This window comes from Brevundimonas sp., assembly GCF_035999125.1.
GTDB lineage: Bacteria > Pseudomonadota > Alphaproteobacteria > Caulobacterales > Caulobacteraceae > Brevundimonas.
The window spans coordinates 122,435-144,601 of the sequence record NZ_DASYGX010000006.1 but is presented as its reverse complement, the minus strand read 5'-3'; the positions used below and the strand labels follow the sequence as shown (position 1 = coordinate 144,601).

Annotated in this window: 23 protein-coding genes; 13 read left to right on the top strand and 10 right to left on the bottom strand. The window is 69.9% G+C overall.

Annotated features, from left to right (window positions below):
• Positions 1 to 31 precede the first annotated feature (31 nt).
• The 4 genes from VGN45_RS04595 to VGN45_RS04580 are packed head-to-tail and all read right to left on the bottom strand — an operon-like array spanning position 32 to position 3,226.
• On the bottom strand, positions 32 to 997 hold the full coding sequence (locus VGN45_RS04595) for a magnesium transporter CorA family protein (RefSeq protein WP_327459831.1): 966 nt from the start codon (positions 995 to 997) through the stop codon (positions 32 to 34).
• A gap of 10 nt (positions 998 to 1,007) precedes the next feature.
• Positions 1,008 to 1,517: a CHAP domain-containing protein gene (locus tag VGN45_RS04590; protein ID WP_327459829.1), complete on the bottom strand. Its 510-nt coding sequence runs from the start codon at positions 1,515 to 1,517 to the stop codon at positions 1,008 to 1,010.
• A gap of 46 nt (positions 1,518 to 1,563) precedes the next feature.
• Positions 1,564 to 2,718 (bottom strand): acyltransferase, encoded by a 1,155-nt coding sequence (locus VGN45_RS04585; RefSeq protein ID WP_327459827.1) that lies wholly within the window; start codon positions 2,716 to 2,718, stop codon positions 1,564 to 1,566.
• Positions 2,719 to 2,752: 34 nt separating this feature from the next.
• Positions 2,753 to 3,226, bottom strand: a complete 474-nt coding sequence (locus VGN45_RS04580) for a hypothetical protein (RefSeq protein ID WP_327459825.1) — start codon at positions 3,224 to 3,226, stop codon at positions 2,753 to 2,755.
• 81 nt (positions 3,227 to 3,307) lie between these two features.
• Here VGN45_RS04580 and VGN45_RS04575 point away from each other — a divergent pair, with 81 nt between their 5' ends.
• A complete protein-coding gene (locus VGN45_RS04575; protein WP_327459823.1) occupies positions 3,308 to 4,438 on the top strand; it encodes a DNA cytosine methyltransferase in 1,131 nt (376 codons plus the stop codon).
• Here the strand turns inward: VGN45_RS04575 and VGN45_RS04570 are convergent.
• The 4 genes from VGN45_RS04570 to VGN45_RS04555 form a co-directional block, all read right to left on the bottom strand.
• Positions 4,435 to 4,704, bottom strand: a complete 270-nt coding sequence (locus tag VGN45_RS04570; RefSeq protein ID WP_327459821.1) for a hypothetical protein — start codon at positions 4,702 to 4,704, stop codon at positions 4,435 to 4,437. The two genes, VGN45_RS04575 and VGN45_RS04570, sit on opposite strands and share 4 nt — an antisense overlap.
• 42 nt (positions 4,705 to 4,746) lie before the next feature.
• Positions 4,747 to 5,112, bottom strand: a complete 366-nt coding sequence (locus VGN45_RS04565; RefSeq protein WP_327459818.1) for a DUF1318 domain-containing protein — start codon at positions 5,110 to 5,112, stop codon at positions 4,747 to 4,749.
• 22 nt (positions 5,113 to 5,134) lie between these two features.
• The gene (locus tag VGN45_RS04560; protein WP_327460182.1) at positions 5,135 to 5,317 is read right to left on the bottom strand and encodes a YnbE family lipoprotein; all 183 of its coding nucleotides are present in this window, start codon (positions 5,315 to 5,317) and stop codon (positions 5,135 to 5,137) included.
• A 94-nt stretch (positions 5,318 to 5,411) separates the two neighbouring features.
• Complete coding sequence (locus tag VGN45_RS04555; protein WP_327459816.1) at positions 5,412 to 8,564, bottom strand: intermembrane phospholipid transport protein YdbH family protein; 3,153 nt, start codon at positions 8,562 to 8,564, stop codon at positions 5,412 to 5,414.
• 405 nt (positions 8,565 to 8,969) lie between these two features.
• Here VGN45_RS04555 and VGN45_RS04550 point away from each other — a divergent pair, with 405 nt between their 5' ends.
• A complete protein-coding gene (locus VGN45_RS04550; protein WP_327459814.1) occupies positions 8,970 to 10,271 on the top strand; it encodes a M23 family metallopeptidase in 1,302 nt (433 codons plus the stop codon).
• Positions 10,272 to 10,280: 9 nt separating this feature from the next.
• Here the strand turns inward: VGN45_RS04550 and VGN45_RS04545 are convergent, their stop codons facing one another.
• Entirely contained in the window at positions 10,281 to 11,027 is a 747-nt protein-coding gene (locus tag VGN45_RS04545) for an alpha/beta hydrolase (protein ID WP_327459812.1), read from the bottom strand.
• Positions 11,028 to 11,084: 57 nt separating this feature from the next.
• On the opposite strand from VGN45_RS04545, the gene VGN45_RS04540 reads away from it, so the two are divergent.
• The 11 genes from VGN45_RS04540 to VGN45_RS04490 all read left to right on the top strand — a co-directional run bounded on the left by VGN45_RS04540 (position 11,085) and on the right by VGN45_RS04490 (position 21,312).
• Complete coding sequence (locus VGN45_RS04540; protein ID WP_327459809.1) at positions 11,085 to 12,032, top strand: glycosyltransferase family 9 protein; 948 nt, start codon at positions 11,085 to 11,087, stop codon at positions 12,030 to 12,032.
• A 132-nt stretch (positions 12,033 to 12,164) separates the two neighbouring features.
• On the top strand, positions 12,165 to 12,686 hold the full coding sequence (infC, locus tag VGN45_RS04535) for a translation initiation factor IF-3 (protein WP_327459807.1): 522 nt from the start codon (positions 12,165 to 12,167) through the stop codon (positions 12,684 to 12,686).
• Positions 12,687 to 12,772: 86 nt separating this feature from the next.
• Entirely contained in the window at positions 12,773 to 14,728 is a 1,956-nt protein-coding gene (locus VGN45_RS04530; protein ID WP_327459805.1) for a S9 family peptidase, read from the top strand.
• A 160-nt stretch (positions 14,729 to 14,888) separates the two neighbouring features.
• Positions 14,889 to 15,086 carry a 50S ribosomal protein L35 gene (gene rpmI / locus VGN45_RS04525; RefSeq protein ID WP_327459803.1) on the top strand — a complete coding sequence of 66 codons (198 nt, stop codon included), beginning with the start codon at positions 14,889 to 14,891 and terminating at the stop codon, positions 15,084 to 15,086.
• Between the two features lie 104 nt (positions 15,087 to 15,190).
• Entirely contained in the window at positions 15,191 to 15,559 is a 369-nt protein-coding gene (gene rplT, locus VGN45_RS04520) for a 50S ribosomal protein L20 (RefSeq protein WP_327459801.1), read from the top strand.
• Between the two features lie 89 nt (positions 15,560 to 15,648).
• A complete protein-coding gene (pheS, locus tag VGN45_RS04515; RefSeq protein ID WP_327459799.1) occupies positions 15,649 to 16,725 on the top strand; it encodes a phenylalanine--tRNA ligase subunit alpha in 1,077 nt (358 codons plus the stop codon).
• A gap of 13 nt (positions 16,726 to 16,738) precedes the next feature.
• Positions 16,739 to 17,164, top strand: coding sequence for a hypothetical protein (locus VGN45_RS04510; protein WP_327459797.1), 426 nt, complete (start codon positions 16,739 to 16,741; stop codon positions 17,162 to 17,164).
• Positions 17,161 to 19,596 (top strand): phenylalanine--tRNA ligase subunit beta, encoded by a 2,436-nt coding sequence (gene pheT, locus VGN45_RS04505; RefSeq protein WP_327459795.1) that lies wholly within the window; start codon positions 17,161 to 17,163, stop codon positions 19,594 to 19,596. The genes VGN45_RS04510 and pheT overlap by 4 nt, the downstream gene beginning before the upstream one ends.
• Before the next feature lie 3 nt (positions 19,597 to 19,599).
• Positions 19,600 to 20,139 carry a TIGR00645 family protein gene (locus VGN45_RS04500; RefSeq protein ID WP_327459793.1) on the top strand — a complete coding sequence of 180 codons (540 nt, stop codon included), beginning with the start codon at positions 19,600 to 19,602 and terminating at the stop codon, positions 20,137 to 20,139.
• Between the two features lie 83 nt (positions 20,140 to 20,222).
• Complete coding sequence (locus VGN45_RS04495) at positions 20,223 to 20,600, top strand: hypothetical protein (RefSeq protein ID WP_327459791.1); 378 nt, start codon at positions 20,223 to 20,225, stop codon at positions 20,598 to 20,600.
• A 97-nt stretch (positions 20,601 to 20,697) separates the two neighbouring features.
• Entirely contained in the window at positions 20,698 to 21,312 is a 615-nt protein-coding gene (locus VGN45_RS04490; RefSeq protein WP_327459789.1) for a DUF1134 domain-containing protein, read from the top strand.
• 73 nt (positions 21,313 to 21,385) lie between these two features.
• Here the strand turns inward: VGN45_RS04490 and VGN45_RS04485 are convergent, their stop codons facing one another.
• A complete protein-coding gene (locus VGN45_RS04485; protein ID WP_327459786.1) occupies positions 21,386 to 22,138 on the bottom strand; it encodes a dienelactone hydrolase family protein in 753 nt (250 codons plus the stop codon).
• Positions 22,139 to 22,167: the final 29 nt, after the last annotated feature.

Here is a 22,167-nt window from a genome sequence, read left to right as displayed (position 1 = left end):
TTGTCGCGTCCGCGCCGGCGGGACGCAAGGCTCACAGCCAGCCGCGCTTCTTGAACCAGGCCAGCGGCAGGATCGCCGACACGACCATGGCGCCCAGCGCAGCCGGATAGGCCCAGGGCTGGGCCAGCTCCGGCATGTGGTCGAAATTCATGCCGTAGATCGAGGCGATCAGCGTCGGCGGAAGGAAGGCGACCGCGGCGACCGAGAAGATCTTGATGATCGACGACTGCTGGATGTTGATCAGACCCAGGGCGGCGTTCAGCTGGAAATCGATGGAGGCCGCCACCGCGTGATTGTGGTCGATCAGGCTGCGGGCGTCGCGCGTCAGGGACGCCAGGTGATCGCGGGCTTCCGTGTCCTTTTCGATCCGGTCGTCCAGACCCAAAAAGACGAAGGCGCGCAGCAGGCCCGCCAGCGTCCGCTCCAGTCGGGCGTTCGCCTGACGCACGCGGCCCAGCCGGTTCACATAGGGCTCGAAGCTACGGGCCCGTCCTCGTTCGGCGAAGATCTCGTCGCTGAACGCCTCCATGCGCGCGACGGTCTTGGACAGGACGTCCGACGTCCGGTCGATCACCATTTCGAACAGGTGCAGAGCCAGGCCCGGCGCGGTGACGCACAACTCCTCATCCCGTTCCAGCGCCGCCTCCATCATGGCGAACGGGCGTGGATCGAAGTAGCGGATGGTCACGAGCGGGCCCGGCGTCAGGACGAAGGTCACCGGATCGAGGAAGGGCACGTCCTCGTCGCCCCGGTGCAGCAGATCGACGGTGACGTAGGTGGCGCCCTGCTCGCGATACAGACGACTGGAAGCTTCCAGCTCGGCCATCTCCTCGCGCGTCGGAAGGGGAATGCCGCCCAGAGCCCGCTCGATCGACAGCTCCTCTTCGCGCGACGGCGCGATCAGATCGACCCACAGGACGTCGGGGTCCAGCGCGCCGACGGGCGGTGCGTCCAGGGCGCGGCAACCGTTCTCGCCGCGCCGATGGATGCGGATCATGGGATGCTGGTCAGCCCAGAGACAGCGGCAGCGAGGCGATCAGGGTGGACCCGCCCAGGCGCTCGTTATGGACGAAGCCGTAGACCGGATAGACCGACGATCCCAGGTCGTTGATCGGGGCGTACCAGACCTTGACCGCGCTCCAGTCGCCGGCGTCGGACACGTCCGCGACCGTGACGTTCTCCTCGATCTTGCCGCGACTGCCGCCCCAGTTGGCGTGGGTGATGCGGATCACGCGGTCAGTCAGGATTTCGGAGACGACCGCCACGTGCCCGCGCGTCATGCGGCCGGTCGGGCGGAACACCAAAACAGAGCCGACTTCCGGCGACGAGCCGGTGCGGTACTGACCCTGGGCGCTTTCCCACCAGGTCCAGGCGTCGCCGCGGATTTCGATGCCCGAGGTCAGGCGGGCGAAGGTCACGCACTGCCAATACGGCGCGTCAGCCTGGGCGATCTGGGGGGCCAGCGGAGAAAATCCGATGACGGCCGCAACCAGGGCGACGGCGAGCCGTTTCAGCATGAGGCGTGCTCCGTTCCGGTGGATCGAGGGCCTTGGGTAGCCGAATTCACCCGGCCGGGGAAACCCGTGCGGGGGATTTTTCCTGTCTGACTTTCGCGTGATCGGCGTTTCGGCCCCGCGCAGGCAGGTTCCGAAGCCAGGCACGGGCGGGCTTTTCAACCAAATGATGGGCGATCGCGGCGGTCACGACGGCGCCCGTCACGATGCCCAGCCAGACCGGCAGGGCGAAGGTCTTGTCCTCAGACCCCGTCAGACGGGCGACGCCGTTCACGGCCACCAGCGTCCACGGGATCAGCACCATGTACAGGGCGTAGGAGATCTCGCCCAGCCAGACGGCGAACCAGCTGGACAGGGGCCCGGCGCGGACGTTGTCCAGCGACCCCAGCGCCAGGATCAGCATGCCGCCCAGAAGCACGATGAACCCGTCCCACGCCTGAACCGAGGCGGCGGCGACGATCAGGATCAGGGCCAGCGCGCTGAGCAGTCCCGGACGGGCCACGCCGCCGCGGCGATGCACCAGATAGAGCGCGCAGCCCAGGGCGAAGCACGGCACGATCCGCAGGGCGCCCCAACGAATGGTGGCCTGCGTCAACGAGAAGCCCGCCAGCTGCTGGAACACGACGTACAGCGCCATCACGGCGGCGGCGGCGGCCGCGACCGCCAGCCACGGCCGGGCGCGCAGGGCCCAGGCGCCGGCGGCGAAGACGGGGAAGGTCAGATAGGCGAACCATTCCGCCGAGATCGACCAGGACGGATGGTTGAACGCCGCCTCGGGCGCCAGGCCCCAGGCGTGCAGCATCAGCAGGTTCGCCGGCAACGACGGCCAGTCAATGACCCGCGCCTGCATGACGATGCCGGCGGCCGCGGCCCCGATCGCCAGCGCCATGACGCCCAGCAGGGTGACCAGATGCAGCGGATAGACCCGCGCGATCCGGGCCCACAGGAAGCTGCGGTAGCCGAAGCGTTTCGTCCCGAACGCCTCCAGATAGACGTGGCTCAGGATGAAGCCCGACAGGACGAAGAACAGCTCGACGCCCAGATAGCCCTTGGCCGCCAGGTTCGGCGTGAATCCGACGTCCAGAAAGGGCCAGCAGGTGTAGAGCACCACCCAGGCCGCCGCGACGAAGCGGAGCGCGGTCAGGGGGCGCAGGTCGGCCGGCGCTATGGGGCCGGCGTCGTCGGGAGAGGGCACGGCGGTCATCCCGCCATGCTGGCCGAAACCGCTTTGGGAACCGTTAAGGGACGTTCGCCGCCGGCGGCGTCTGGACCGGGCCGCTCTCGCCCGCGGTCATGATCGCGGCGGTGGCGGCGGCGCAGCCCTGCAGCGTGTCCTCGCCGATCTCGACGCGGGCGGTCAGGGGATACAGACGGTCGCTCATGCCGTCGGAGCAGTCGGTGTCGATCAGGGTGACGGTGATGGCCCGGCCCTTGTCGGTCGTGCCGGTGAAGACGGCCATGGTGCCCATCAGCTCCACCTCGCCGCGCGGCGCGACCTCGCGCGGGCGATCGACGCCCTCATAGGCGATGCCCTCCGGCCCGATGTCGACGCCCCAGAACGGCTCGGTCCCCAGCGCCCGGATCGGCTGACCCAGATCGACGCCGCCCAGAACGGGCGCCGGCTCGGGGGCGGGAGCGGGCTCCTCGGGCGCCCGGGCCTCGCCGCAGGCGGCCAGGGCGAGGGCGGCGAGGGACGACAGGATCAGACGCATGGCGCACTCCGGAAAACCACCGGCATCGGACGCGGCGCGGGGACGGAGGTCAAGGGCGGCGGGACCGGTTAGGCTGCGGAAATGTCGAATCACCGGCCCGACGTCCCCGTCGCCTGGGAATTCTTCGCCGGCGGCGGTCTGGCGGGGATGGGGCTGCACGGCTGGCGGATCGGCTTCGCCAATGACCTGGACCCGGCGAAGGGGCGTGCCTTCCGGGAAAACCATCCCGAGGTGACGTTCCATCTGGGCGACGTCGGGGCCCTGACGCCCGCCGACCTGCCCGGGCGGGCCGACCTGGCCTGGGCGTCGTCCCCCTGTCAGGACCTGAGCCTGGCCGGCGCGCGCGGCGGGCTGGCGGGACGCCGGTCCGGAGCCTTCTGGGGCTTCATTGACCTGATGCGGGCGCTGGACGCCGAGGGGCGTGGCCCGGATGGCATCGTGGTGGAGAACGTCTGCGGCCTGTTGACCTCCGGCGGCGGCGCCGATTTCGCGGCGGTCTGCGCGGCGCTTTCGGAGGGCGGCCGGCGCGTCGGCGCGCTGGAGATCGACGCCGCCCACTGGCTGCCCCAGTCGCGCCCCCGCCTGTTCGTCGTGGCCGTGCGCGGCGACGCGCCGCCGGAGACGACCGGACCCGACGGCCCATTTCACTCCTCCCGTCTGATCGCTGCGCACGACCGGCTGCCGGAGGCGGTCAGGGCGAACTGGGCCTGGTGGTCGCTGGCCGCGCCGCCGCACCGGAATCTCGATCTGGCGACCCTTCTGGAACCGGATGATTCGGTGAACTGGTTCCCGTCGGAGCGAGCGGCGGCGGCGCTGGCCCTGCTGTCGCCCCTGCACCGGCGGCGGCTGGAGGCGGAACGTGCGTCCGGCGCGCGACGGATCGCGGCCGGCTATCGCCGCGTGCGGATCGAGGACGGGATTCGGACCCAGCGGCTCGAACTCAGGTTCGACGGCCTGGCGGGCTGTCTCCGGACCCCCGCCGGCGGCTCGTCGCGGCAGATGGTCGTTGTGGTCGAGGGCTCGCAGACCCGGCTGCGCTGGCTGACGCCGCGCGAGGCGGCCCGGCTGATGGGCGTGCCGGAGGACTGGCGCCTGCCGCCGTCCGCGTCCGCCGGATTGAAGCTTATGGGCGACGCAGTGGCGGTGCCGGTCGTCCGCGCCCTGTCGGAAGGCCTGCTGAAGCCGGGAGCCGGACGCCGCGCCGCCGCCTAATCGTCCGTCCGGTCCCGCCCCGGATCCAGGGTGTTGTCCACCCGCGCGTCCCAGCCTTCGCGGGACGACTTGAACGCCAGGGTCATCAGGCCCCAGGCCAGAGCAAGACTGCCGAACATGCCCAGGCCGAGCGCGATCCAGCCATGGACCGACATGGCCGCCCCGCCGATGGCCCGCCACGCCGCGGCCGCGCCGAAGGTGGCCGCCGCCGCGGTCAGCAGCGCCAGAAGCAGGGCCAGAAAAAAGCGGACCAGACGCGAGGTCATGGTCCGCTTCTTAATCCCGAACGCGCGCGGCGCCCACCGCCGTCAGCGACGCACCCACTGTCCCTGGGCGTTCCGCCACCACTGGCCGGACGAGATGCGCGGCTGGACGATGGTCTCGAAGGCGCGGGCGGCGGCCACGTCGACGCTGACGCCGGTGTCGGCAGCGGCGCGCGCATAGGCGGCGCGGCGGCCGTCGTTGGTGATCCGGACGGCGGTCTGCAGCCCGGCGTCGGTCGAGGCGACGCGGAAGCCCAGGAAGCCGTCGGCCTGTTCGCCCACGGTCCCCTCGGCCTTGGCGCGGTCGACCAGCGCCTTCTGCTCGGCGGACTGGGCGAAGGCCGCGCCCGCGGCGGCGAAGGCCAGGGCCGCCACGGCGGCGACGGCGACGAAGGTCTTGCGGAAGGTCATGGTCTGTCTCCCCCGGTCACGTTCAGAACAGGTTGGGGTTTTCTTGGAGCAGCTGCTCCAGTTCGCGGTCCAGGCGGACGCGGACGTCGGCGTCCAGCTTGGCGTAGATCTGGATCGGATCGACCTGCAGGCGCACCGTCGGCGTGCAGGCGACCAGCGTCACGGCGGTCAGCCCCAGGGCCAGGTGGGCGGCGGCGCGCTTCATGTCGATCTTCATGGGCGGTCATCCTGCGAAAGCGTTCGAAGACATATGGCCAAGTCAGGAATGAACGCGGTCTGAACGGGCCAACGCGACCGGCTCAGTCGGAGTTCCCCTCCCGCGCCCGCTGGATCGCCAGCAGGTCGGAAATCAATTGGTTGATGTTCAGGTCCACGTCCAGCGTCAGGTCGATGCCGGTGTCCGAAGGCAGCGGCAGGTCGGTCCGATTCAGGAAGTCGCGGCGGATCAGCTCCAGCCAGCCCAGCCGCAGCTCCTGCCTCACCGGAGGATCATGCCGGCCCAGGATGTGGAAGCGCAGCGCCAGACGCCCGCCGTCGACGCTGTCCATCGCCGCCGTCAGCTCGTCGAAGGCCAGGTTCTCCATGGCTTGATAGGCCAGTTGCTCGACCGTGCCCGGCGGCACAGCCTCGCCCCCGCCGCCCGCGTCCAGCCCCGACAACGCCTCGCGCTGGATCGACAGTCGGCCCGGCTGGACGGAATACAGACTTCCGCCCTGCACCGTCGCCCCCTGACCCGGAGTCCAGGTGAAGGGCACCCGGCCGGACACCATGGCGTCCACGGCCACCTTGTCGGCCAGGCCCGTCGGCGAGATCAGGTCGCCGATCTGGATGCGGTCCAGCAGCAGCACGCCGGACCAGGGCTGATCCGGGGCCAGCGGCAGGGTTGTGGGCTCCAAGGTCACCGTGCCGCCTGCCGCCGCGACCGAGGCGGCATCCAGGTTCAGCATGGCCTTGTTCAGGTCGAACCTCAGGGTGAGATCGGTCGCGTCCGTCAGGGCCGCGACCTTGGCGATCGTCACGGTCTGGTCCGGCGCGGTTTCCAGCGGGGCCAGATTGGTCAGCCGGATTTGACCCGACAGGCCTTCGACCGGGCCCGCGGGGCTGTCGAAGTCCAGGTCTTCGAGCGTCAACAGGCCGCCGCTCGACCCGCCGCCGGGCTGAGCCGTCCAGTCGATCCGCCCGTCGAACCGGACCCGGCCCGAAACCGGCGACCGGATCAAATCCGCGCCCAGCGGCGTCAGGTCGGACGGCTGCAGTCCGCCCTCGGCGAAGATCAGATCCTCCGACATGACATCCACGCCGCCGACGCCGGTCGGCCCGTCGTGCGCCAACGTCAGCCGCCCGACGGGCGTCTCCCCCTCGGCCAGGTCGAAGACGCCGTTCCAGCGGTCGTTCGCCAGCGACGCCCGGCCCGACGCTTGCAGCGGGTGGAACCTGAGCGGATCCGTGGCGTCGATCACACGGGCCCGCTCGACGCCGACCGTCAGGCCCAGGCCGCCGGGCGTGCCGCGAACGGTCAGCGGCCCCTGGCCCGCCTCGACGCGCAGAGCCAGGAAGGGGGCTCGGGCCGAGACGTCCGCCAGACGACCGTCCACGCGCCACCCGCCGTCGGCCACCGTCACCAGCGGCCGGCCCGTCGGGCACAGGCTTCCGGCGACGTCGATCACGTCGTTCTCGCCCAGTTCCAGCCGTTCGACGGTCAGCGGCGTGCAACGCGACGTCGTGAAGGTCAGGCCCGCCGCCGTCGTGGCCAGACGCCCCGCCGCGTCCAGGGTGACGCCGCGGCCCAGCCCAAAGTCCAGCGCCGCCCGGCCCGTCAGATCCGCCTGAAGGCCGCCGCTGGTCATCCGCCACCCGGTCACCCGCACCCGCGCCTCGGGCAGGCCGCCCCCGCTCATCGCCAGGTCGAAAGCCCCGCGCGGCGCGGCGCCGAGCGCGTCGATCAGGACGGGGCCGCCGGCGGGGGTGATCGTGGCGGACCCTCCTCTCCGAGGCCGGATCGTCAGCCCCTGCGGTGTCTCCACGGTCGTTCCACTTGGCCCGACCGCCAGTCGGTAGGCGGGCGCGGACAGGGAGAAGTCCGAAAGGGCGCCCTTCAACGTCGCCAGTTCGGGCACGTCGTCCCGCCCGGGCGCCCCCAGCAAGGGCCAGCGACCGCCGGTGGCCGACGCCACGCCCGTCAACGTCAGGCGAAGGGGCCCGTCGGCGACCAGGTCCAGCGCGCCACGCGACGCCACGCCCGTCAGAGTCAGCCCGCCGGTCTCGACGCGCGACGCGCGCAGCAGCGTTGAGCCCGACGCCTCCCACGTGACGCCGCGCCCGCCCAGCGTCAGCTCCGTCGAGGCGGCGTCCAGCCCGCGCAAGGCGAAGCCCTGCCCATCGACCGACGACGCGGCGATCGACACGGGCCCGTCCAGCCGCCACAGGGGGCCGCCGTCGTCGAAGACCAGACGGGTCGGGGCGCCGGTCGCCTTGACCCGCGCCCCCCGCGCACGAACGGTTCCGTCCACTTCGGCGGCCGAGAGGTCGAGCGTGCTGAGGCCGGTGACCGTCAGGCCGGCCCCGGCGCCCGTCGCCTCGCCCACGAAGTCGATCCCGCCCGAGACGTCTGTGCCGGACCAGCCGCCGGAAGCCATACGGTCGGCGGCGAAGGCCAAGTCCAGACGGGCCGGCCCGTCGGCGGATCGGCGCCCGACGTCCGGGTAGGCGGCGGCGCCCCGGGCTCTCAGATCAAGACCCGCACCGCGCACACCGGGCAGATCCGCCTCGGCGATCGCCAGCGTCAGGTCGAACCGGGTCCGCCCCGACGCCGTCGCCAGGTTGACCCGCCCGCCGGCCGCGCGCACGAAGCGCACGCCGTTCCTATAATCGGCCGACGGCAGCACCGCCTCGAGGCTCGCCAGCCGTCCGTCGGCGACGCGGGCGTCGCCCAGCATCGTCGTCCGTCCCCAGTCGGAATCGAGCCGGACCACCGCCTTTTCCAGCAGGATGACGGGACCGACCTCGTCGGTGCGGGCCGGACGGCGGGCGAACTCGTCGATCAGGGGGTCCAGCTGGCCGAAGCTGAGCCGACGTCCGGTCCAGCGCGCACGCACCGTCGATCCGACCAGCCGAATGCGCGTCGGCTTGGGTCCCAGGCCGCCGGCGCGCCACGGCGCCCCCACCGTCCAGTCCACCTCGACGCGGGGGGCGACGACCTGAGGGTCGCGCGGGTCGCCCAGGGTCACGGCGCCGACCATGCCGTTCAGTTCCAGTCGATCGATCCGCACCTCAGCCGCGACGCCCCGCCGCTCCAGCCAGAAGACCACCGCCTCGCGCGCCACGGTGCGGCGGCCCAGCCAGGCGGCGAGCCCGACGACCAGCACCACGACGACGGCGATCACGAGCGCCCGCACCAAGGTCCGACCCCGGCGTCGGTGCGCGCGGATCGGCGGCTGTTCCGTTTCGGTCACGACGCCGCGTCCATCTCAGTCCCGAAGTTGCTCGACCTCGTGGCAGACGAGCCACGGCCAAGTGGCGCAAAGGTCACTCCAAGTGCAGCGTCGGCCCAACGGCCAAGGTCACGATTTCGGCTTTTCGCGTTCACGCCGCGTTCCTGATTTTCGACTGGGCGTCCCTCGGCGAAACCGGCCGCCGAGACTTGGAAATACACAAACCCCGCCTTCGGTTTAACGATTGGTAATGGAGATGCTTCACATCGGGACTCCGAGAGGCTATAGCCGGGTCGCGCTTCCGGGGGGACCGGGCCGGCGCGAACCTTGCTTACAAGTGGTTTGGCGCCGCCGGGCGTCGTCGATTGCCGGGTACCGATGGCTCAGTTCGATCCACGTCGCCAGCCCATGCGGGTTGCCCCTCACGTGTTCACGATCGCCGCCGCCGTGGCCGTCACCCTGCTGGCCGGGCGCGTCTACCAGCCGGTCCGCGCCGAAACCCCCGCCCCCATGACCGTCGAGCAGCTGGCCGCGCTGGAAGCGCGCGCCCTGGCCGCCGCCGGGTCGCCCGCGGGCCTGACCGCGCCGGAATCGATGCAGGTCCAGATCCGCAAGGGCGAGACCTTCGAACAGGCCATCCGCCGCACCGGCGTGGGCCTGGAAGAGGCCAAGGCGGTGGTCGCCACCATCGCCGGCGCCTTCGACGTCAGCCAACTGGGCGCCGGACTGAAGTTCGAGACCGCCGTCGCTCGTCCCCGCGGCGGCCGCGGCGGCGACAGCCGCCTGATCGGCCTGACCATGCGGACCGGACCGGCCAGCCAGTTGACCGTGTCGCGCACCTTCGACGGCGCCCTGCGCCTGCGCGCGCTGGAGGAGAAGGTCACCCATGAGACCGTGGTGCTTAAGAGCGAGGTCAAAGGGTCGCTGTACGCGACGGCCCAGCGCATGGGCGCCTCGGGCGCCGTGACCCGCAAGGCGGTTCAGCTGTTCTCGCACAAGTTCGACATGGACCGGGACATCAAGGGCTCGGACGAGTTCACCCTGGTCTTCGCCCGCACCGTCACCGAGACGGGCCGCGTGGTCGAGACGGGCGAGCTGCTCTACGCCGAGCTGAAGGGCCAGGTCTTCTATCGCTACAAGCCCGTGGGCGGCGGCGAGACCCAGTATTTCGACGCCACGGGCAAGAACACGCGTTCGGCCTTCATGCGCACGCCGCTGGCCGGCGGCTATCGCATGAGTTCGTCCTTCGGCTATCGCCGCCACCCGATCTCCGGTTATCGCCGGATGCACCAGGGCATCGACTTCGCCGCCGGCACCGGCACGCCCATCGTGGCGCCGGCCGACGGCGTGGTGGTCGAGGCGCGACGTTGGGGTGGCTACGGCAACTGGTTGCGCATCCGCCACTCCAACGGGCTGGAAAGCGGCTATGGCCACCTCTCGCGCTATGCCTCGGGCATCCGTCCCGGCCAGCGCGTGCGGCAGGGCCAAGTGGTGGCCTACGTCGGTTCGACCGGCGCCTCCACGGGGCCGCACCTGCACTATGAGATCTGGCGCAACGGCCAGCGGATCAATCCGGCCGGCGTGAAGACCCAGGAAGGCACCATCCTGTCGGGCGCCGAGCTGACCGCCTTCCGCGCCGAGAAGGCCCGCATCGACCGCGTCATCCTGGCCGGCGGCGAGCGCCGCGCGGGTCAGGCCAGCGCCCTGCGTCCCGCCTCCAACGGCTGATCCGCAGACTCAGGCCACGCGCCGCATCTCCTCGACCATTTCGACCAGCCGCGCCAGATCGGCGGGCGTCGACAGGCGGTGGTCGCCGTCCGGAACCAGCTCCAGCCGCACCTGTGCGCGATTCAACCGCTCGACCAGGCTTATCTGATGCGACCAGGGCACCACGTCGTCCCGTCGCCCCTGCAGCACATGAACCGGGCCGGTGAGATCGAGCTCGGCGTTCAGCAACATCCAGTCGCGCGCCTCCTCGAACATGCGGCGGGTCAGGGCATGGCGGCCCAGACCGGGTTCTTCGATCTCCGCACGGCCGTCGCGCAGGATCGCGTGACGGACGTGGTCCTGCAGCGACGGCCACATCAGCCGATCGGTGAAGTCCGTCGCCGGATTGACCAGCACCAGACCCGCCGTCCGCTCCGGCCGAGCCTGCGCCAGCAACAGCGCCACCCACCCCCCCATGGAAGATCCGACCGGCAGTACGGGCCCGTCCATCTGATCGACCAAGGCGATCGCGTCCTCGCGCCACCGCCCGATCGTCGCCTGTTCCCAGTCGCCCGAAGAGGCGCCGTGGGCGAAGTGGTCGTAGCGGACGAAATTCCAGCCGCGCTCCCGCGCCGCGGCGTCCAGCGCCAGCGCCTTGGTCCCCTCCATGTCCGAGCGGAAGCCGCCGATCCACAGCACGGTCGGACCGGCGCCGGTCACCTGCTTGAAGGCCAGGGTTTCGCCGTCGGGGCGGGTCAGTCGCTGAAGCTCGCTCATGCCCGCCTTGTGCCGCGACTTCCCGGCGCCGTCACCCTCGGCTAGGAGAGCGTGGCCATGCCCGCCCCCCAGGTTCTGTTCGTCACCTCCAACCGTATCGGCGACTGCGTCATCTCTTCGGGGGTGATCCGCGAGATCGGGCGACAGCTGCCGGGAGCCGAGATCACCGTCGCCTGCGGCCGTCCGCCCGCGCCGCTGTTCCGCGCCGCGCCGGGGGTGGTCGAGGTCATTCCCTGGGACAAGAAGTCCCTGTCCGGCCACTGGTTCGACCTGTGGGCCCAAGCGCGGCGCACACGCTGGGATCTGGTGATCGACGTGCGCGGGTCGGCCCTGGCCTGGGCGCTGAACGCGAAGCGGCGCGTCGTCTATTCCCGCAAGCTGGAGACCGGCCGCCGCAAAGTCGAGACCGCGACGGCCATGATGGGCGCCTCGGAGCCGCTGCATCCCGAAATCTTCCTGGACGACCGCGCGCGGGCCGAGGCGGCGGCTGTCATCGACCCGCAACTGGCCGCGGGGGGCGGACCGGGGCCGATCCTTGCATTGGCCCCCATCGCCCATCAGCCCGGCAAAAGCTGGCCCGCCGACCGCTGGGGCGCCCTGGTCGAACGGCTGAAGGCCGAGCCGCGCTTCGACGGCTGGCGCTTCATGCCCGTGGGCGGTCCGGGCGACCGTCCGCCTGCGACCCCGGCTCTGGAGGCGGCGGGGCCGCGCGGGATCGACTTCGTGGGCAAGGGCGACATTTTGGCCTCGGCCGCCGCCATCGACCGGGCGGCTCTGTTCGTCGGCAACGATTCCGGCCTGATGCACGTGGCCGCCGCAGCGCGGCGGCCGACGCTGGGCCTGTTCGGGCCGACCGAGTGGTGGCTGTACGGCCCTTGGGGCCCCCGAACGCGCACGGTCGCCTCGAACGAGACGCGCGGTCAGTTCGCGCCGATCGAGAACCTGACCGTCGATCACGTGTTCGGCGCCGTGATCGCGCTTCACGACGCTCATCCGCCTGCCTGACGCCCGACGCGCCTTGAAGAAACCCCGCCGCATCGGCATATTGCCGCCGCGGAGAGCGACCGCAGGCCCGCGCGCGCCTGCTCCCCACCGCGTTTGAATAGAGACAAGGAACCGACGCCCATTCGTAGACCGATGCAAGCGCCGCCCGTGAAGGACGGCCCCCCGATGAACCAGGACATCCGCGCGCCGCGGGTGCTTCTGATCGACCAGAACGGCGAGAAGCAGGGCGTGATGCCCCTGTCGGCCGCTCTGGAGGCCGCCGAAGAGGCGGGCCTGGACCTGGTTCAGATCGTGTCGACGTCCGAGCCGCCGGTCTGCAAGATCCTGGACTACGGCAAATTCCGCTTTGAAGAGCAGAAGAAGAAGGCCGCCGCCCGCAAGAAGCAGAAGGTCGTGGAGCTGAAGGAGATCAAGCTCCGCCCCAACATCGACACCCACGACTACGACGTGAAGGCCAAGGCCATGCACCGCTTCTTCGAGGAGGGGGACAAGGTCAAGGTGACGCTGCGTTTCCGCGGCCGCGAGATGGCCCACCCCGAACTTGGCATGAAGCTGCTGAACAAGGTTCAGGCCGACTTCGAGGAAGTCGCCAAGGTCGAATACGCCCCCCGCATGGAGGGCCGCCAGATGATCATGATCCTGGCGCCGAAGTAGGCGGGTCATCGGGACGCCTCGCGGGACTTGGCCGCCGCGCTCCCTCCCGCTAGCGTCTCCTCTCGGGCGCATTCGGGGGGAGAGCCATGTCGTTCGGAAGCACCTTGCTCAAGGGTCTGGGAGCGGTCGCCGTCGCCGCCCTTCTGCAATCGGCCGCAGCCCGGGCCCAGTCGCCGGAACCGGCGCCCCTGTCCGTCTATGGAGCGATGCCCGCCATGGACATGGCCCAGGTCTCGCCCAGCGGCGATCGCCTGGCCTATCTCGCCGTGGTCGGCGAAGAGCGCAGCCTGATCATCCATGACCTGTCGGACATGAGCGTGATCGGCGGGGTCCGTGCAGGCGACGTGAAGGTCAGGGATCTGGGGTGGATCGGTGAGACCCACGTGGTCCTGTCCACGTCGGCGACGCAGTCCGGAATGGTCACGGGATTGAGGGCCGCCGAGCTTTTCGAGGGCAAGATCTATTCGATCGAGACGCGCCGGGTCGTGAATGCCTTCGACCGGACGCCGGGCATCCTTCCCCGACTGGGCGGCTCGCCCATTCTGCGGCTGGTCGACGGGGAGGGGATCTTCCTGGTCGGCGGCGCAGGCTACGACGGCTACGGTCTGTTCCGAATCGACCCGGACACGGGCGCGGGGCGGCCGGTCGAGCGGCCGGACCGGTCAGGCGGCGGCGGGTGGCTGGTGGACGGCGAAGGGCGTCCCGTGGCCCGCGCCCGCTACGACGGACGCACCGGCGAGTATGAGATCCAGGTCATGCGCGGCGGCTTCTGGCGCACCGTATGGAAGACCACCGCCCTTCTGGACCCGCCGGGCCTGGTTTCTCTGGGGCCGGACCTGAACTCCGTGGTCGTGTCGGGCGCCCCGGACGGCCGTTCCGACGGCCTTCATCTTCTGAACCTGACCGACGGAACCTTCTCGGAACTGCCGTTCGACGCCTTGGCGAGCGCCCCGATCGTCCATCCCCACACGCGGCTGCTGGTGGGGGCGGTGACCCAGGGGGAAGGCGAGGACCATCGCCAGTACACGGATCCCGCCATGGAACGGGCCTGGCGGTCCCTGCGCACGGCCTTCGACGGCAAGCGGGTCAGCGTGACCTCATGGTCGCATGATCTGCGCCAGATGGTGGTGTTCACGGAAGGCACGGACGACGCCGGCACCTATCATCTGGTCGATCTGGACCGGGGCCTGGCCGAGGTGATCGGCGAGGCCTATCCGGAGCTCGGCCCGGGGCGCGTCGGAGAGGTCCGCGCCGTGTCCTATGCCGCGGCGGACGGCCTGCGCATCCCGGCCTATCTGACCCTTCCCCCAGGCGCGACGGAGCCGCAGGGCCTCGCCCTGGTCGTATTGCCTCACGGCGGGCCGGCGGCGCGCGATGTGATGGGCTTCGACTGGTGGGCGCAGGCCCTAGCGTCGCGCGGATATGCGGTCCTGCAGCCGCAGTTCCGCGGATCGGACGGCTTCGGCCAGGCCCATCTGGAGGCCGGCTACGGCGAGTGGGGCCGCAAGATGCAGACCGATCTGTCGGACGGCGTGCGCTGGCTGGCGGCGGAGGGGATCGTCGATCCCGCGCGGGTCTGCATCGTCGGCGCCAGCTACGGCGGCTATGCCGCGATGGCCGGGCCGACGCTCGATCCGGGCGTGTATCGCTGCGCGGTGTCGATCGCCGGGGTCTCCGATCTGCGCCGGATGGTCCAGTGGTCCGCCAGCGAGGCCGGCGGGCTGAGGAACTCCCCTGTCGTCCGGTACTGGAACCGCTTCATGGGCGCCGAGCGGCTGGGCGACCGCGGTCTGGACGCCTTTTCGCCGGCGCACCTCGCGGACCGGGCCGACGCGCCGATCCTGCTGCTGCACGGCGAAGACGACACCGTCGTCCCCTATGAACAGAGCCGTATCTTCGCCGAAGCGTTGACGCGGGCGGGCAAGCCCCATGAACTGATCCCGCTGAGGGGCGAGGACCACTGGCTGTCCCGCGCCGAAACCCGTCAGCAGATGCTCACCGAAACGGTCCGGTTTCTGGAGACCCACAACCCGGCGCGTTGAGCCCCCATTGCGTTCGCCGGCCGCTTCCCCTAAAAGCCGCGCCTTCGCGTACCGGACCGCCGGGCGAACAGGCATGCCTGGGCGGTTCTAAATCAGGGTCGTCGTCCTTTGGGCTCAAGTAGCCGATTGGCGAGGGTCCGCTCAAAATGAGAGAGTGAAAATGCCGAAACTGAAGACGAAGTCGGGCGCCAAGAAGCGCTTCAAATTCACCGCGTCGGGCAAGGTGAAGGCAGGGGTGGCCGGCAAGCGCCACCGTCTGATCAGCCACAACTCGAAGTACATCCGTCAGAACCGCGGCACGCAGCTGATGTCGGATGCCGACGCCAAGAAGATCAAGACCTACATGCCGTACGCCTGATCGGCGCGCGCATCCTGATCTCCCAGCAATGAATTTGAATTGATCCCCTCAAGCAGCGAGCGCCCGCGGCGCGAGCGTTAGGGGTCTCCGAAGGAAATAAAGACATGGCTCGCGTCACCCGGGGCGTCACGTCCCACGCCAAGCACAAGAAGGTCCTGAAGCAGGCGAAAGGCTTCTACGGCCGCCGCAAGAACACCATCCGCACGGCCAAGGCCGCCGTGGACCGCGCCGGGCAGTACGCCTATCGCGACCGCCGCAACAAGAAGCGCAGCTTCCGCGCCCTGTGGATCCAGCGCATCAACGCTGCCGCCCGCCTGCACGACATGACCTATTCCCAGTTCATGCACGGCCTGTCGCTGGCCGGCATCGAGATGGACCGCAAGGTCATGGCCGCGATCGCCGCCGACGACGCCGGCTTCGCCGCCATCGCCGGCAAGGTCCGCGAAGCCCTGGACAAGAAGGCCAAGGCCTAAGGCTTTCCGGACACGGACGCCGCAAAAGCCCCCCGGTCCGCGCCGGGGGGCTTTTTGCTTTTGACCGCAGCCGCTAGATCGTCCGCGACATGACCGACCTGAACCAGCTCGAATTCGATCTGATGACCGCCATCGGCGGCGCGGAAACCGCCGCGGCCGTGGAAGACCTGCGCGTCGCCGCCCTGGGCAAGTCGGGCACGATCTCCGGCCTGCTGAAGAGCATGGGCGCGATGAGCCCCGACGAGCGCCGCGAGAAGGGGCCGGCGATCAACGGCCTGCGCGATCGGGTGCAGTCTGCGCTGGCCGCCCGAAAGGCCGAACTGGAGGCCGCCGAGCTGGACGCGCGCTTGCAAGCCGAGCGCGTCGACCTGTCTCTTCCGGCGCGCCCGCGCCGCAAGGGCGCGGTGCATCCGACCATGCAGGTGATGGAGGAGATGATCTCGATCTTCGCCGACATGGGCTTCGCCGTGGCGGAGGGGCCGGACGTCGAGGACGACTTCCACAACTTCACGGCCCTGAACTTCCCGCCCAAGCACCCGGCGCGGGAGATGCACGACACCTTCTTCCTGAAGCCGGACCCGGAGACGGGCGAGCGCAAGGTGCTGCGGACCCACACCAGCCCGGTGCAGGTGCGCACGATGATGGGCCAGACGCCGCCGATCCGCATCGTCGCGCCGGGCCGCACCTTCCGGAAGGATTCGGACGCCACCCACACGCCGATGTTCCACCAGGTCGAGGGCCTGGTGATCGATAAGGGGATCCACATGGGCCACCTGAAGTGGACGCTGGAGACCTTCGTCGCCCGCTTCTTCGAACTGGACGGCATCGAGGCCCGCTTCCGTCCCCATCACTTCCCCTTCACCGAACCGTCGGCAGAGATGGACATCCGCTGCGACCGCTCGGGCGGGACGCTGAAGCTGAACGAGGGCGACGACTGGATGGAGATTCTGGGCTGCGGGATGGTGCATCCCAACGTCCTGCGCGCCTGCGGCCTGGACCCGGACGAGTGGCAGGGCTTCGCCTTCGGCATGGGCGTGGATCGCCTGGCCATGTTGAAGTACGGCATCCCCGACCTGCGCCCCATGTTCGACGCCGACGTGCGCTGGCTGGCGCACTACGGTTTCTCCCCCTTCGCCGCGCCGTCGTCGGCGGCCGGCCTCAGCTGATCGAGACCTGACCATGACCGAGACCCCCAAGGCGACATTTGCGTCCGACGAGGCCTTTGGGCGCGCGCTGGTCGAGCGCACCGCCTTCGAAAAGGAGGCGGTGTGGCTGCCGCTGCTGACCGTGCATCACTGGAACGCAGGCCAGATGTCGGTGAAGGGCAAGACCTTCACCGACTGTCTGATCGAGGGCCCGGCGGTGATCGCCGTGATGGGCACGACGCAGTTCGAGGACTGCGCCATGGGCGCCGCCACCGACACCAGGACCCTGCTCTACCGTCCTCTGGGCGACAAGCTGGCTGGCGTGGTCGGCATCGAGGACTGCAAATTCGTGCGCTGCCGCTTCGTTCAGGTCGGGTTCACGGGCTCAGAGGCCTTGCTCGAAGAGCTTCAGGCCCGCGTGAAACAGGCAACCGCCGAAGGTGAAGGCGCGGCCAAGTGAAATTCACTCTGTCCTGGCTGAAGGACCATCTGGACACGGATGCCGACGCCGCGACCGTGGCCGACGCCATGACCCGCGCGGGGCTGGAAGTCGAAGAGGTTCATGACCCGATCGCCGCCCTGACGCCGTTCACCGCCGCACGGGTCGTCTCCGCCGAAAGCCACCCCCAGGCCGACCGGCTGCAGGTCTGCCAGGTCGAAACCGTGGACGGGCTTAAGGAGATCGTCTGCGGCGCTCCGAACGCGCGCGCGGGCCTCGTCACCATCTATGCGCCGATCGGCGCCTACGTGCCCGGACTGGGCGGGACGCTGGTCGAGAAGCCGGTGCGGGGCGTGGTGTCCAACGGCATGCTGTGCTCGGCGTCCGAGCTGGAACTGGCGGACGAGAGCGACGGCATCGTCGAGCTGGATCCGGCCACGCCGGTGGGGACCCCGGCCGCCGGCGTCTTCGGCGCCGAGCCGGTGATCGACTTCGAGGTGACGCCGAACCGGCCCGACTGGCTGGGTGTCGCCGGCATCGCCCGCGATCTGGCGGCCGCCGGCGTTGGCACGCTCAAGACGCCGGAAATCTCATCGGTTCCGGGAACCTTCGCCAATCCCGTGACGGTGCGGCTGGAAGCGCCGGAGCTTTGCCCTGTCTTCGCCGGTCGAGTGATCCGCGGCGTGACCAACGGGCCGTCGCCCGAATGGCTGAAACGGCGTCTGACGGCGATCGGCCTGCGCTCAATCAACCGGCTGGTCGACGTCACCAACCTGATCTCCTACGACCGCGCGCGGCCGCTGCACGTGTACGATATGGCCAAGCTCAAGGGCGATACCATCGTCGTCCGAGACGGCAGGCCTCACGAAGAGAACCCTAACGCACCTGCGGAACCTGAGCATCACGTCTGGGAAGCGCTGATCGGGCTGGACGGCCGACCCTACACCCTTAAGCCCGGCGTTTGCGTGATCTCGGACGCAGATGGCGTGCGTCCGATTGGGATCGGCGGCGTCATGGGAGGCGAATCCACCGGCTGCGACGACGGCACCACCGACGTCTTTCTGGAAAGCGCCTGGTTCGACCCGCTGGTCACTGCCCAGACCGGCCGCGACCTTGGGATCACCTCGGACGCCCAGTACCGCTTCGCGCGAGGGGTCGATCCGCAATCGGTCGTGCCGGGCATCGAGTTAGCCACGCGGCTGATCCTGGATTTGTGTGGGGGCGAGGCCTCGGAGGTCTCCGTCGTTGGCCAGGCCCCGGCCGCGCCCTCTGCGTTCGAGTTCGATCCGGGCCGCGTGGCGGCCCTGACGGGGCTGTCGGTCGGCGAGGACCGGATAACCGAAATCCTCACCGCGCTCGGCTTCACCGTGAGCCGGAGAACGCCCTGGCGCGTCACGCCACCCAGCTGGCGGCGCGACGTCGAAGGCCCCGCCGATCTGGTCGAGGAAGTCGCCCGCATCGTCGGCTACGACGCCCTGCCGTCCACCCCCCTGCCCGACCTGGGCGCCCCGCCGCGCGGCGTGCTGAACCCGCGGCAGGCGCGGGTGCGGACCGCGCGACGGGCTATGGCCGCCCTGGGCTGGTCAGAGGCGGTCACCTGGTCCTTCCTCAAGCGGTCCACGGCCGAGCTCTTCGGGGGCGGATCGGAGCGGCTGGTCGTCGAAAACCCCATCGCGGCCGATCTGGACTGCATGCGGCCCTCGGCCCTGCCCAACCTGATCCAGGCGGCGGCGCGCAACGCCGCGCGCGGCCACGCCGACGTCGCCCTGTTCGAGATCGGGCCGATCTATCCGGGCGACGGCCCCGACGATCAGCGGACGGTCCTGGCCGGCGTCACGTCCGACCGCGCCGTGCGGCACTGGTCGGGCAAGGGCGAAGACGCCCTGTTCGCGGTCAAGGGCGACCTGATGGCCGCTCTGGACCGCATGGGGGCGCCCGTCGGATCACTGCAACTGACGCAGGGCCAGAACCACGACTGGTGGCACCCCGGCCGCTCGGCCCGCCTGCAGCTGGGGCCCAGGACGGTGGTCGCCGAGTTCGGTCAGCTGCACCCGCGCGTGTTGAAGGCGTTGGACGCCGACGGCCCGCTGTACGGATTCGAAGTCATTCTGGACGCCCTGCCGGAACCGCGGGGGGCGAAGTCCAGGTCGCGCGGCACCGCCGACCTGCCCGTCCTGATGCCGCTGAGCCGCGACTTCGCCTTCGTGGTGAACGACGGAACGGCGGCCGGGGATCTGGTCCGCGCCGTCGCCGGCGCCGACAAGGCCCTGATCGCCGAGGTGCGGGTGTTCGACGTCTATCGCGGGCCGGGCGTGCCGGAGGGCAAGGCCTCGATCGCGCTGGAGATCGTCCTCCAGCCGCGCGAGGCGACCCTGTCGGACGCCGACATCGAAGCCCTGAGGGCCAAGGTCACGGCGGCGGCCGGCAAGCTGGGTGCGACGCTGAGGAGCTGAGCCATGGGCATCAAGCCCCGGATCGAGACGATTTTCGAGCGCGGCCTGTTCATGTCGCGCTGGCTGATGGCGCCCTTCTACCTCGGCCTGGTGCTGGCGTTGTTCATGCTGCTGGTCGTCTTCACGCGGCAGCTGGTCGGCTATGTTCCCGTCGTCTTCGGCGCCGCCGGGATGAGCGACAACGACGCCATCCTGGCCCTGCTGACGCTGATCGACCTGTCGCTGACCGGCAATCTTCTGCTGATCGTCCTGTTTTCCGGCTATGAGAACTTCGTCTCCAAGCTGGATCTGGACGGAGAGACGGACCGGCCGCCGTGGATGGGCACGGTCGATTTCTCGGGCCTGAAGATGAAGCTGATCGCTTCGATCGTGGCCATCTCGGGCATCCAGCTGCTCAAGACCTTCATGAACATCGGCAAGCCCGGGTACGAATTCGATCAGGCCGAGGCCATGTGGGGCGTCATCATCCACCTGACCTTCGTCGCCTCAGGCGTGCTGCTGGCCTTGATGGACTGGCTGACCGCCAAGACCGACAAACACTGACGGTTTCCGACGACGCGCCGCTCCGGCTTGACGAACGGCGATCTGAAATGCTGGTTTCCCCAAGGGAGTTGGGGAGAAATCTTATGAACGTCAGAAAGTTGGCGGCCGGAACGGCCGTGGCGGGCGCGTGTCTGGGCCTGATGGGATGCGCGGAGCTGGCCACGACCATGATGATGGTCTCGGACCAGATGGCCTATGAGCAGGGCTACTTCTACGAAGACGCCCACGAGAGCCAGTACTTCGGAGAGGGCGACTGCACCGGCCTGGCCGAGTTCGGGATCGTGAACAACCAGACCTATCTGCGCGTCAGAAACACCGGCTCGCGCGCGCTCGAGGCGACCGTGACGTGGAACACGGGGTTCGAAAGCCCCTTCTACCTGTCGCCCGGCGAAACCAGCCAGTTCGTCTACATGTCGCCGTCCATCCGGCCGTCGAACGTGGACTCCGCATGCACCGGCTGACAGCAAGGTCCCGTTAACCTCGTCGCCGCAAGGCTGACTCAATGGGCGGCGAGGCTGACGCTTCGTCGCACCTCTCGTCGAACGGGGCCGTCTCGCCATGCATCGCCGCCATCTTATCCAGTCCGGTCTCGCGCTCGGGGCCACCTCGACGCTGGCCGCCTGCGCCACGCCGAACGCGGCGCCGAGCGACCCCGCCTTCCCCACAGACCGCGACCGCACGGCCCCGGCCTACACCGCCGAGGAGCTGGTGGCCGCCGGCTCTCGGGAGCTGGGCATCGCGGCGGAGGCCATCGGCGGCGCCATCGAGCGCATCTTCGCCGACCAGGGCGACAGCCCCACGGCATACATCGCGGGCGAAGAGGGGTCCGGCGCGGTCGGCGTGGGCGTCCGCTATGGCCGCGGCGCCCTGCACATGAAGGATCTCACCGCCAGCCAGGAGGTGTTCTGGCAAGGCATCTCGATCGGCTGGGACGTGGGCGGCAACGCCAGCCGCGTCTTCACCCTGGTCTACGGCCTGTATTATCCGGACATGATCTACCGCCGTTATCCCGGGGTGGAGGGTTCGGCCTATCTGGTCGGCGGCCTGGGCGTGAACTACCAGCAGGCGGACGGCATCATCCTGGCGCCGATCCGCACCGGCGTGGGGCTGCGCCTGGGCGCGAACGTCGGCACCATGGCCTACAGCCGCCAGCGGAACCTGCTGCCTTTCTGAGTGGCCTCAACGCTCGCGACGCGGTCGCTCGCCGCTTGAGGGCGGAAGGACCGGCCTCGCGGCCTGAGGCCGGTCAGGGCGCGACGGCGACGTCTTCCAGAAGCCGGCGGAAACGGTCCAGAGACTGCGCCGCCAGCGCCTCGTCATAACGCATGGGCGGGGCGTTCATCGGCTCGTCGAAGCTGTGCGTGCCCTCGGCGATCCAGACCTCGACGTCCGCGCCGCAGTCGCGGACCATGTCGTGCACGCGTTCCGCGTTGCGCACCGTCGTGAGATGATCCCGCCGCGCCACGACGGCCAGGGTGCGCGGGCAATGCCGCCACGGCCGCATTCGGTTCAGCGCGGCGACGCCGACGTAGGGATAGGCCAGGAAGGTCGCCCGCACGCCCGACAAGTCCGCACTGTCGGCATCCCGAACGCCCAGAGCGCCCGGACGGGCGGGATCGACGCTCATGGCCTCCATGATGCCCCAGCCGCCGTGGCTCCAGCCGGCGAGACAGACCGCGGAGGCGTCGACGTCGGGCCTTTGCGACACGCCCCGAACGGTCGCCAGCACGTCGCCGCCCCGCTCCCAGCCCCGGAACATCAGGCCCGTGCACACCGTCGCCATGGCGAACTCCCGGGACCAGCCGCGCGGAGCATACGAGTCCACGATCGCCGCGCGCCAACCGGCCGAGACGGCGGCCTCGGCATAGCGCGGCAGATGGGCCCGAACACCGCCGCAACCGTGAAACAGCAGGGCGATGGGCCGCGCCCGGTCGTCGTTCGGCCCATGCCAGACGACATGGGGTTCCAGCCGGGCCCAGCGTTCGGAGAGAGTGTCCATCATGCCCTCGAGCCAGGAGCGACCGCATC

Excerpts from the sequence above, each read along its gene's own strand:
- pheS (WP_327459799.1), top strand. The coding sequence starts at position 15,649 with ATGACCGACCTGAACCAGCTCGAATTCGATCTGATGACCGCCATCGGC.
- VGN45_RS04540 (WP_327459809.1), top strand. The coding sequence starts at position 11,085 with ATGCCCGCCCCCCAGGTTCTGTTCGTCACCTCCAACCGTATCGGCGAC.
- VGN45_RS04565 (WP_327459818.1), bottom strand. The coding sequence starts at position 5,112 with ATGACCTTCCGCAAGACCTTCGTCGCCGTCGCCGCCGTGGCGGCCCTG.
- VGN45_RS04485 (WP_327459786.1), bottom strand. The coding sequence starts at position 22,138 with ATGGACACTCTCTCCGAACGCTGGGCCCGGCTGGAACCCCATGTCGTC.
- VGN45_RS04495 (WP_327459791.1), top strand. The coding sequence starts at position 20,223 with ATGAACGTCAGAAAGTTGGCGGCCGGAACGGCCGTGGCGGGCGCGTGT.
- rpmI (WP_327459803.1), top strand. The coding sequence starts at position 14,889 with ATGCCGAAACTGAAGACGAAGTCGGGCGCCAAGAAGCGCTTCAAATTC.
- VGN45_RS04530 (WP_327459805.1), top strand. The coding sequence starts at position 12,773 with ATGTCGTTCGGAAGCACCTTGCTCAAGGGTCTGGGAGCGGTCGCCGTC.
- VGN45_RS04490 (WP_327459789.1), top strand. The coding sequence starts at position 20,698 with ATGCATCGCCGCCATCTTATCCAGTCCGGTCTCGCGCTCGGGGCCACC.
- VGN45_RS04545 (WP_327459812.1), bottom strand. The coding sequence starts at position 11,027 with ATGAGCGAGCTTCAGCGACTGACCCGCCCCGACGGCGAAACCCTGGCC.
- rplT (WP_327459801.1), top strand. The coding sequence starts at position 15,191 with ATGGCTCGCGTCACCCGGGGCGTCACGTCCCACGCCAAGCACAAGAAG.
- VGN45_RS04560 (WP_327460182.1), bottom strand. The coding sequence starts at position 5,317 with ATGAAGCGCGCCGCCGCCCACCTGGCCCTGGGGCTGACCGCCGTGACG.
- VGN45_RS04510 (WP_327459797.1), top strand. The coding sequence starts at position 16,739 with ATGACCGAGACCCCCAAGGCGACATTTGCGTCCGACGAGGCCTTTGGG.
- VGN45_RS04575 (WP_327459823.1), top strand. The coding sequence starts at position 3,308 with ATGTCGAATCACCGGCCCGACGTCCCCGTCGCCTGGGAATTCTTCGCC.
- VGN45_RS04500 (WP_327459793.1), top strand. The coding sequence starts at position 19,600 with ATGGGCATCAAGCCCCGGATCGAGACGATTTTCGAGCGCGGCCTGTTC.
- VGN45_RS04590 (WP_327459829.1), bottom strand. The coding sequence starts at position 1,517 with ATGCTGAAACGGCTCGCCGTCGCCCTGGTTGCGGCCGTCATCGGATTT.
- VGN45_RS04580 (WP_327459825.1), bottom strand. The coding sequence starts at position 3,226 with ATGCGTCTGATCCTGTCGTCCCTCGCCGCCCTCGCCCTGGCCGCCTGC.
- VGN45_RS04570 (WP_327459821.1), bottom strand. The coding sequence starts at position 4,704 with ATGACCTCGCGTCTGGTCCGCTTTTTTCTGGCCCTGCTTCTGGCGCTG.
- VGN45_RS04595 (WP_327459831.1), bottom strand. The coding sequence starts at position 997 with ATGATCCGCATCCATCGGCGCGGCGAGAACGGTTGCCGCGCCCTGGAC.
- VGN45_RS04585 (WP_327459827.1), bottom strand. The coding sequence starts at position 2,718 with ATGACCGCCGTGCCCTCTCCCGACGACGCCGGCCCCATAGCGCCGGCC.
- infC (WP_327459807.1), top strand. The coding sequence starts at position 12,165 with ATGCAAGCGCCGCCCGTGAAGGACGGCCCCCCGATGAACCAGGACATC.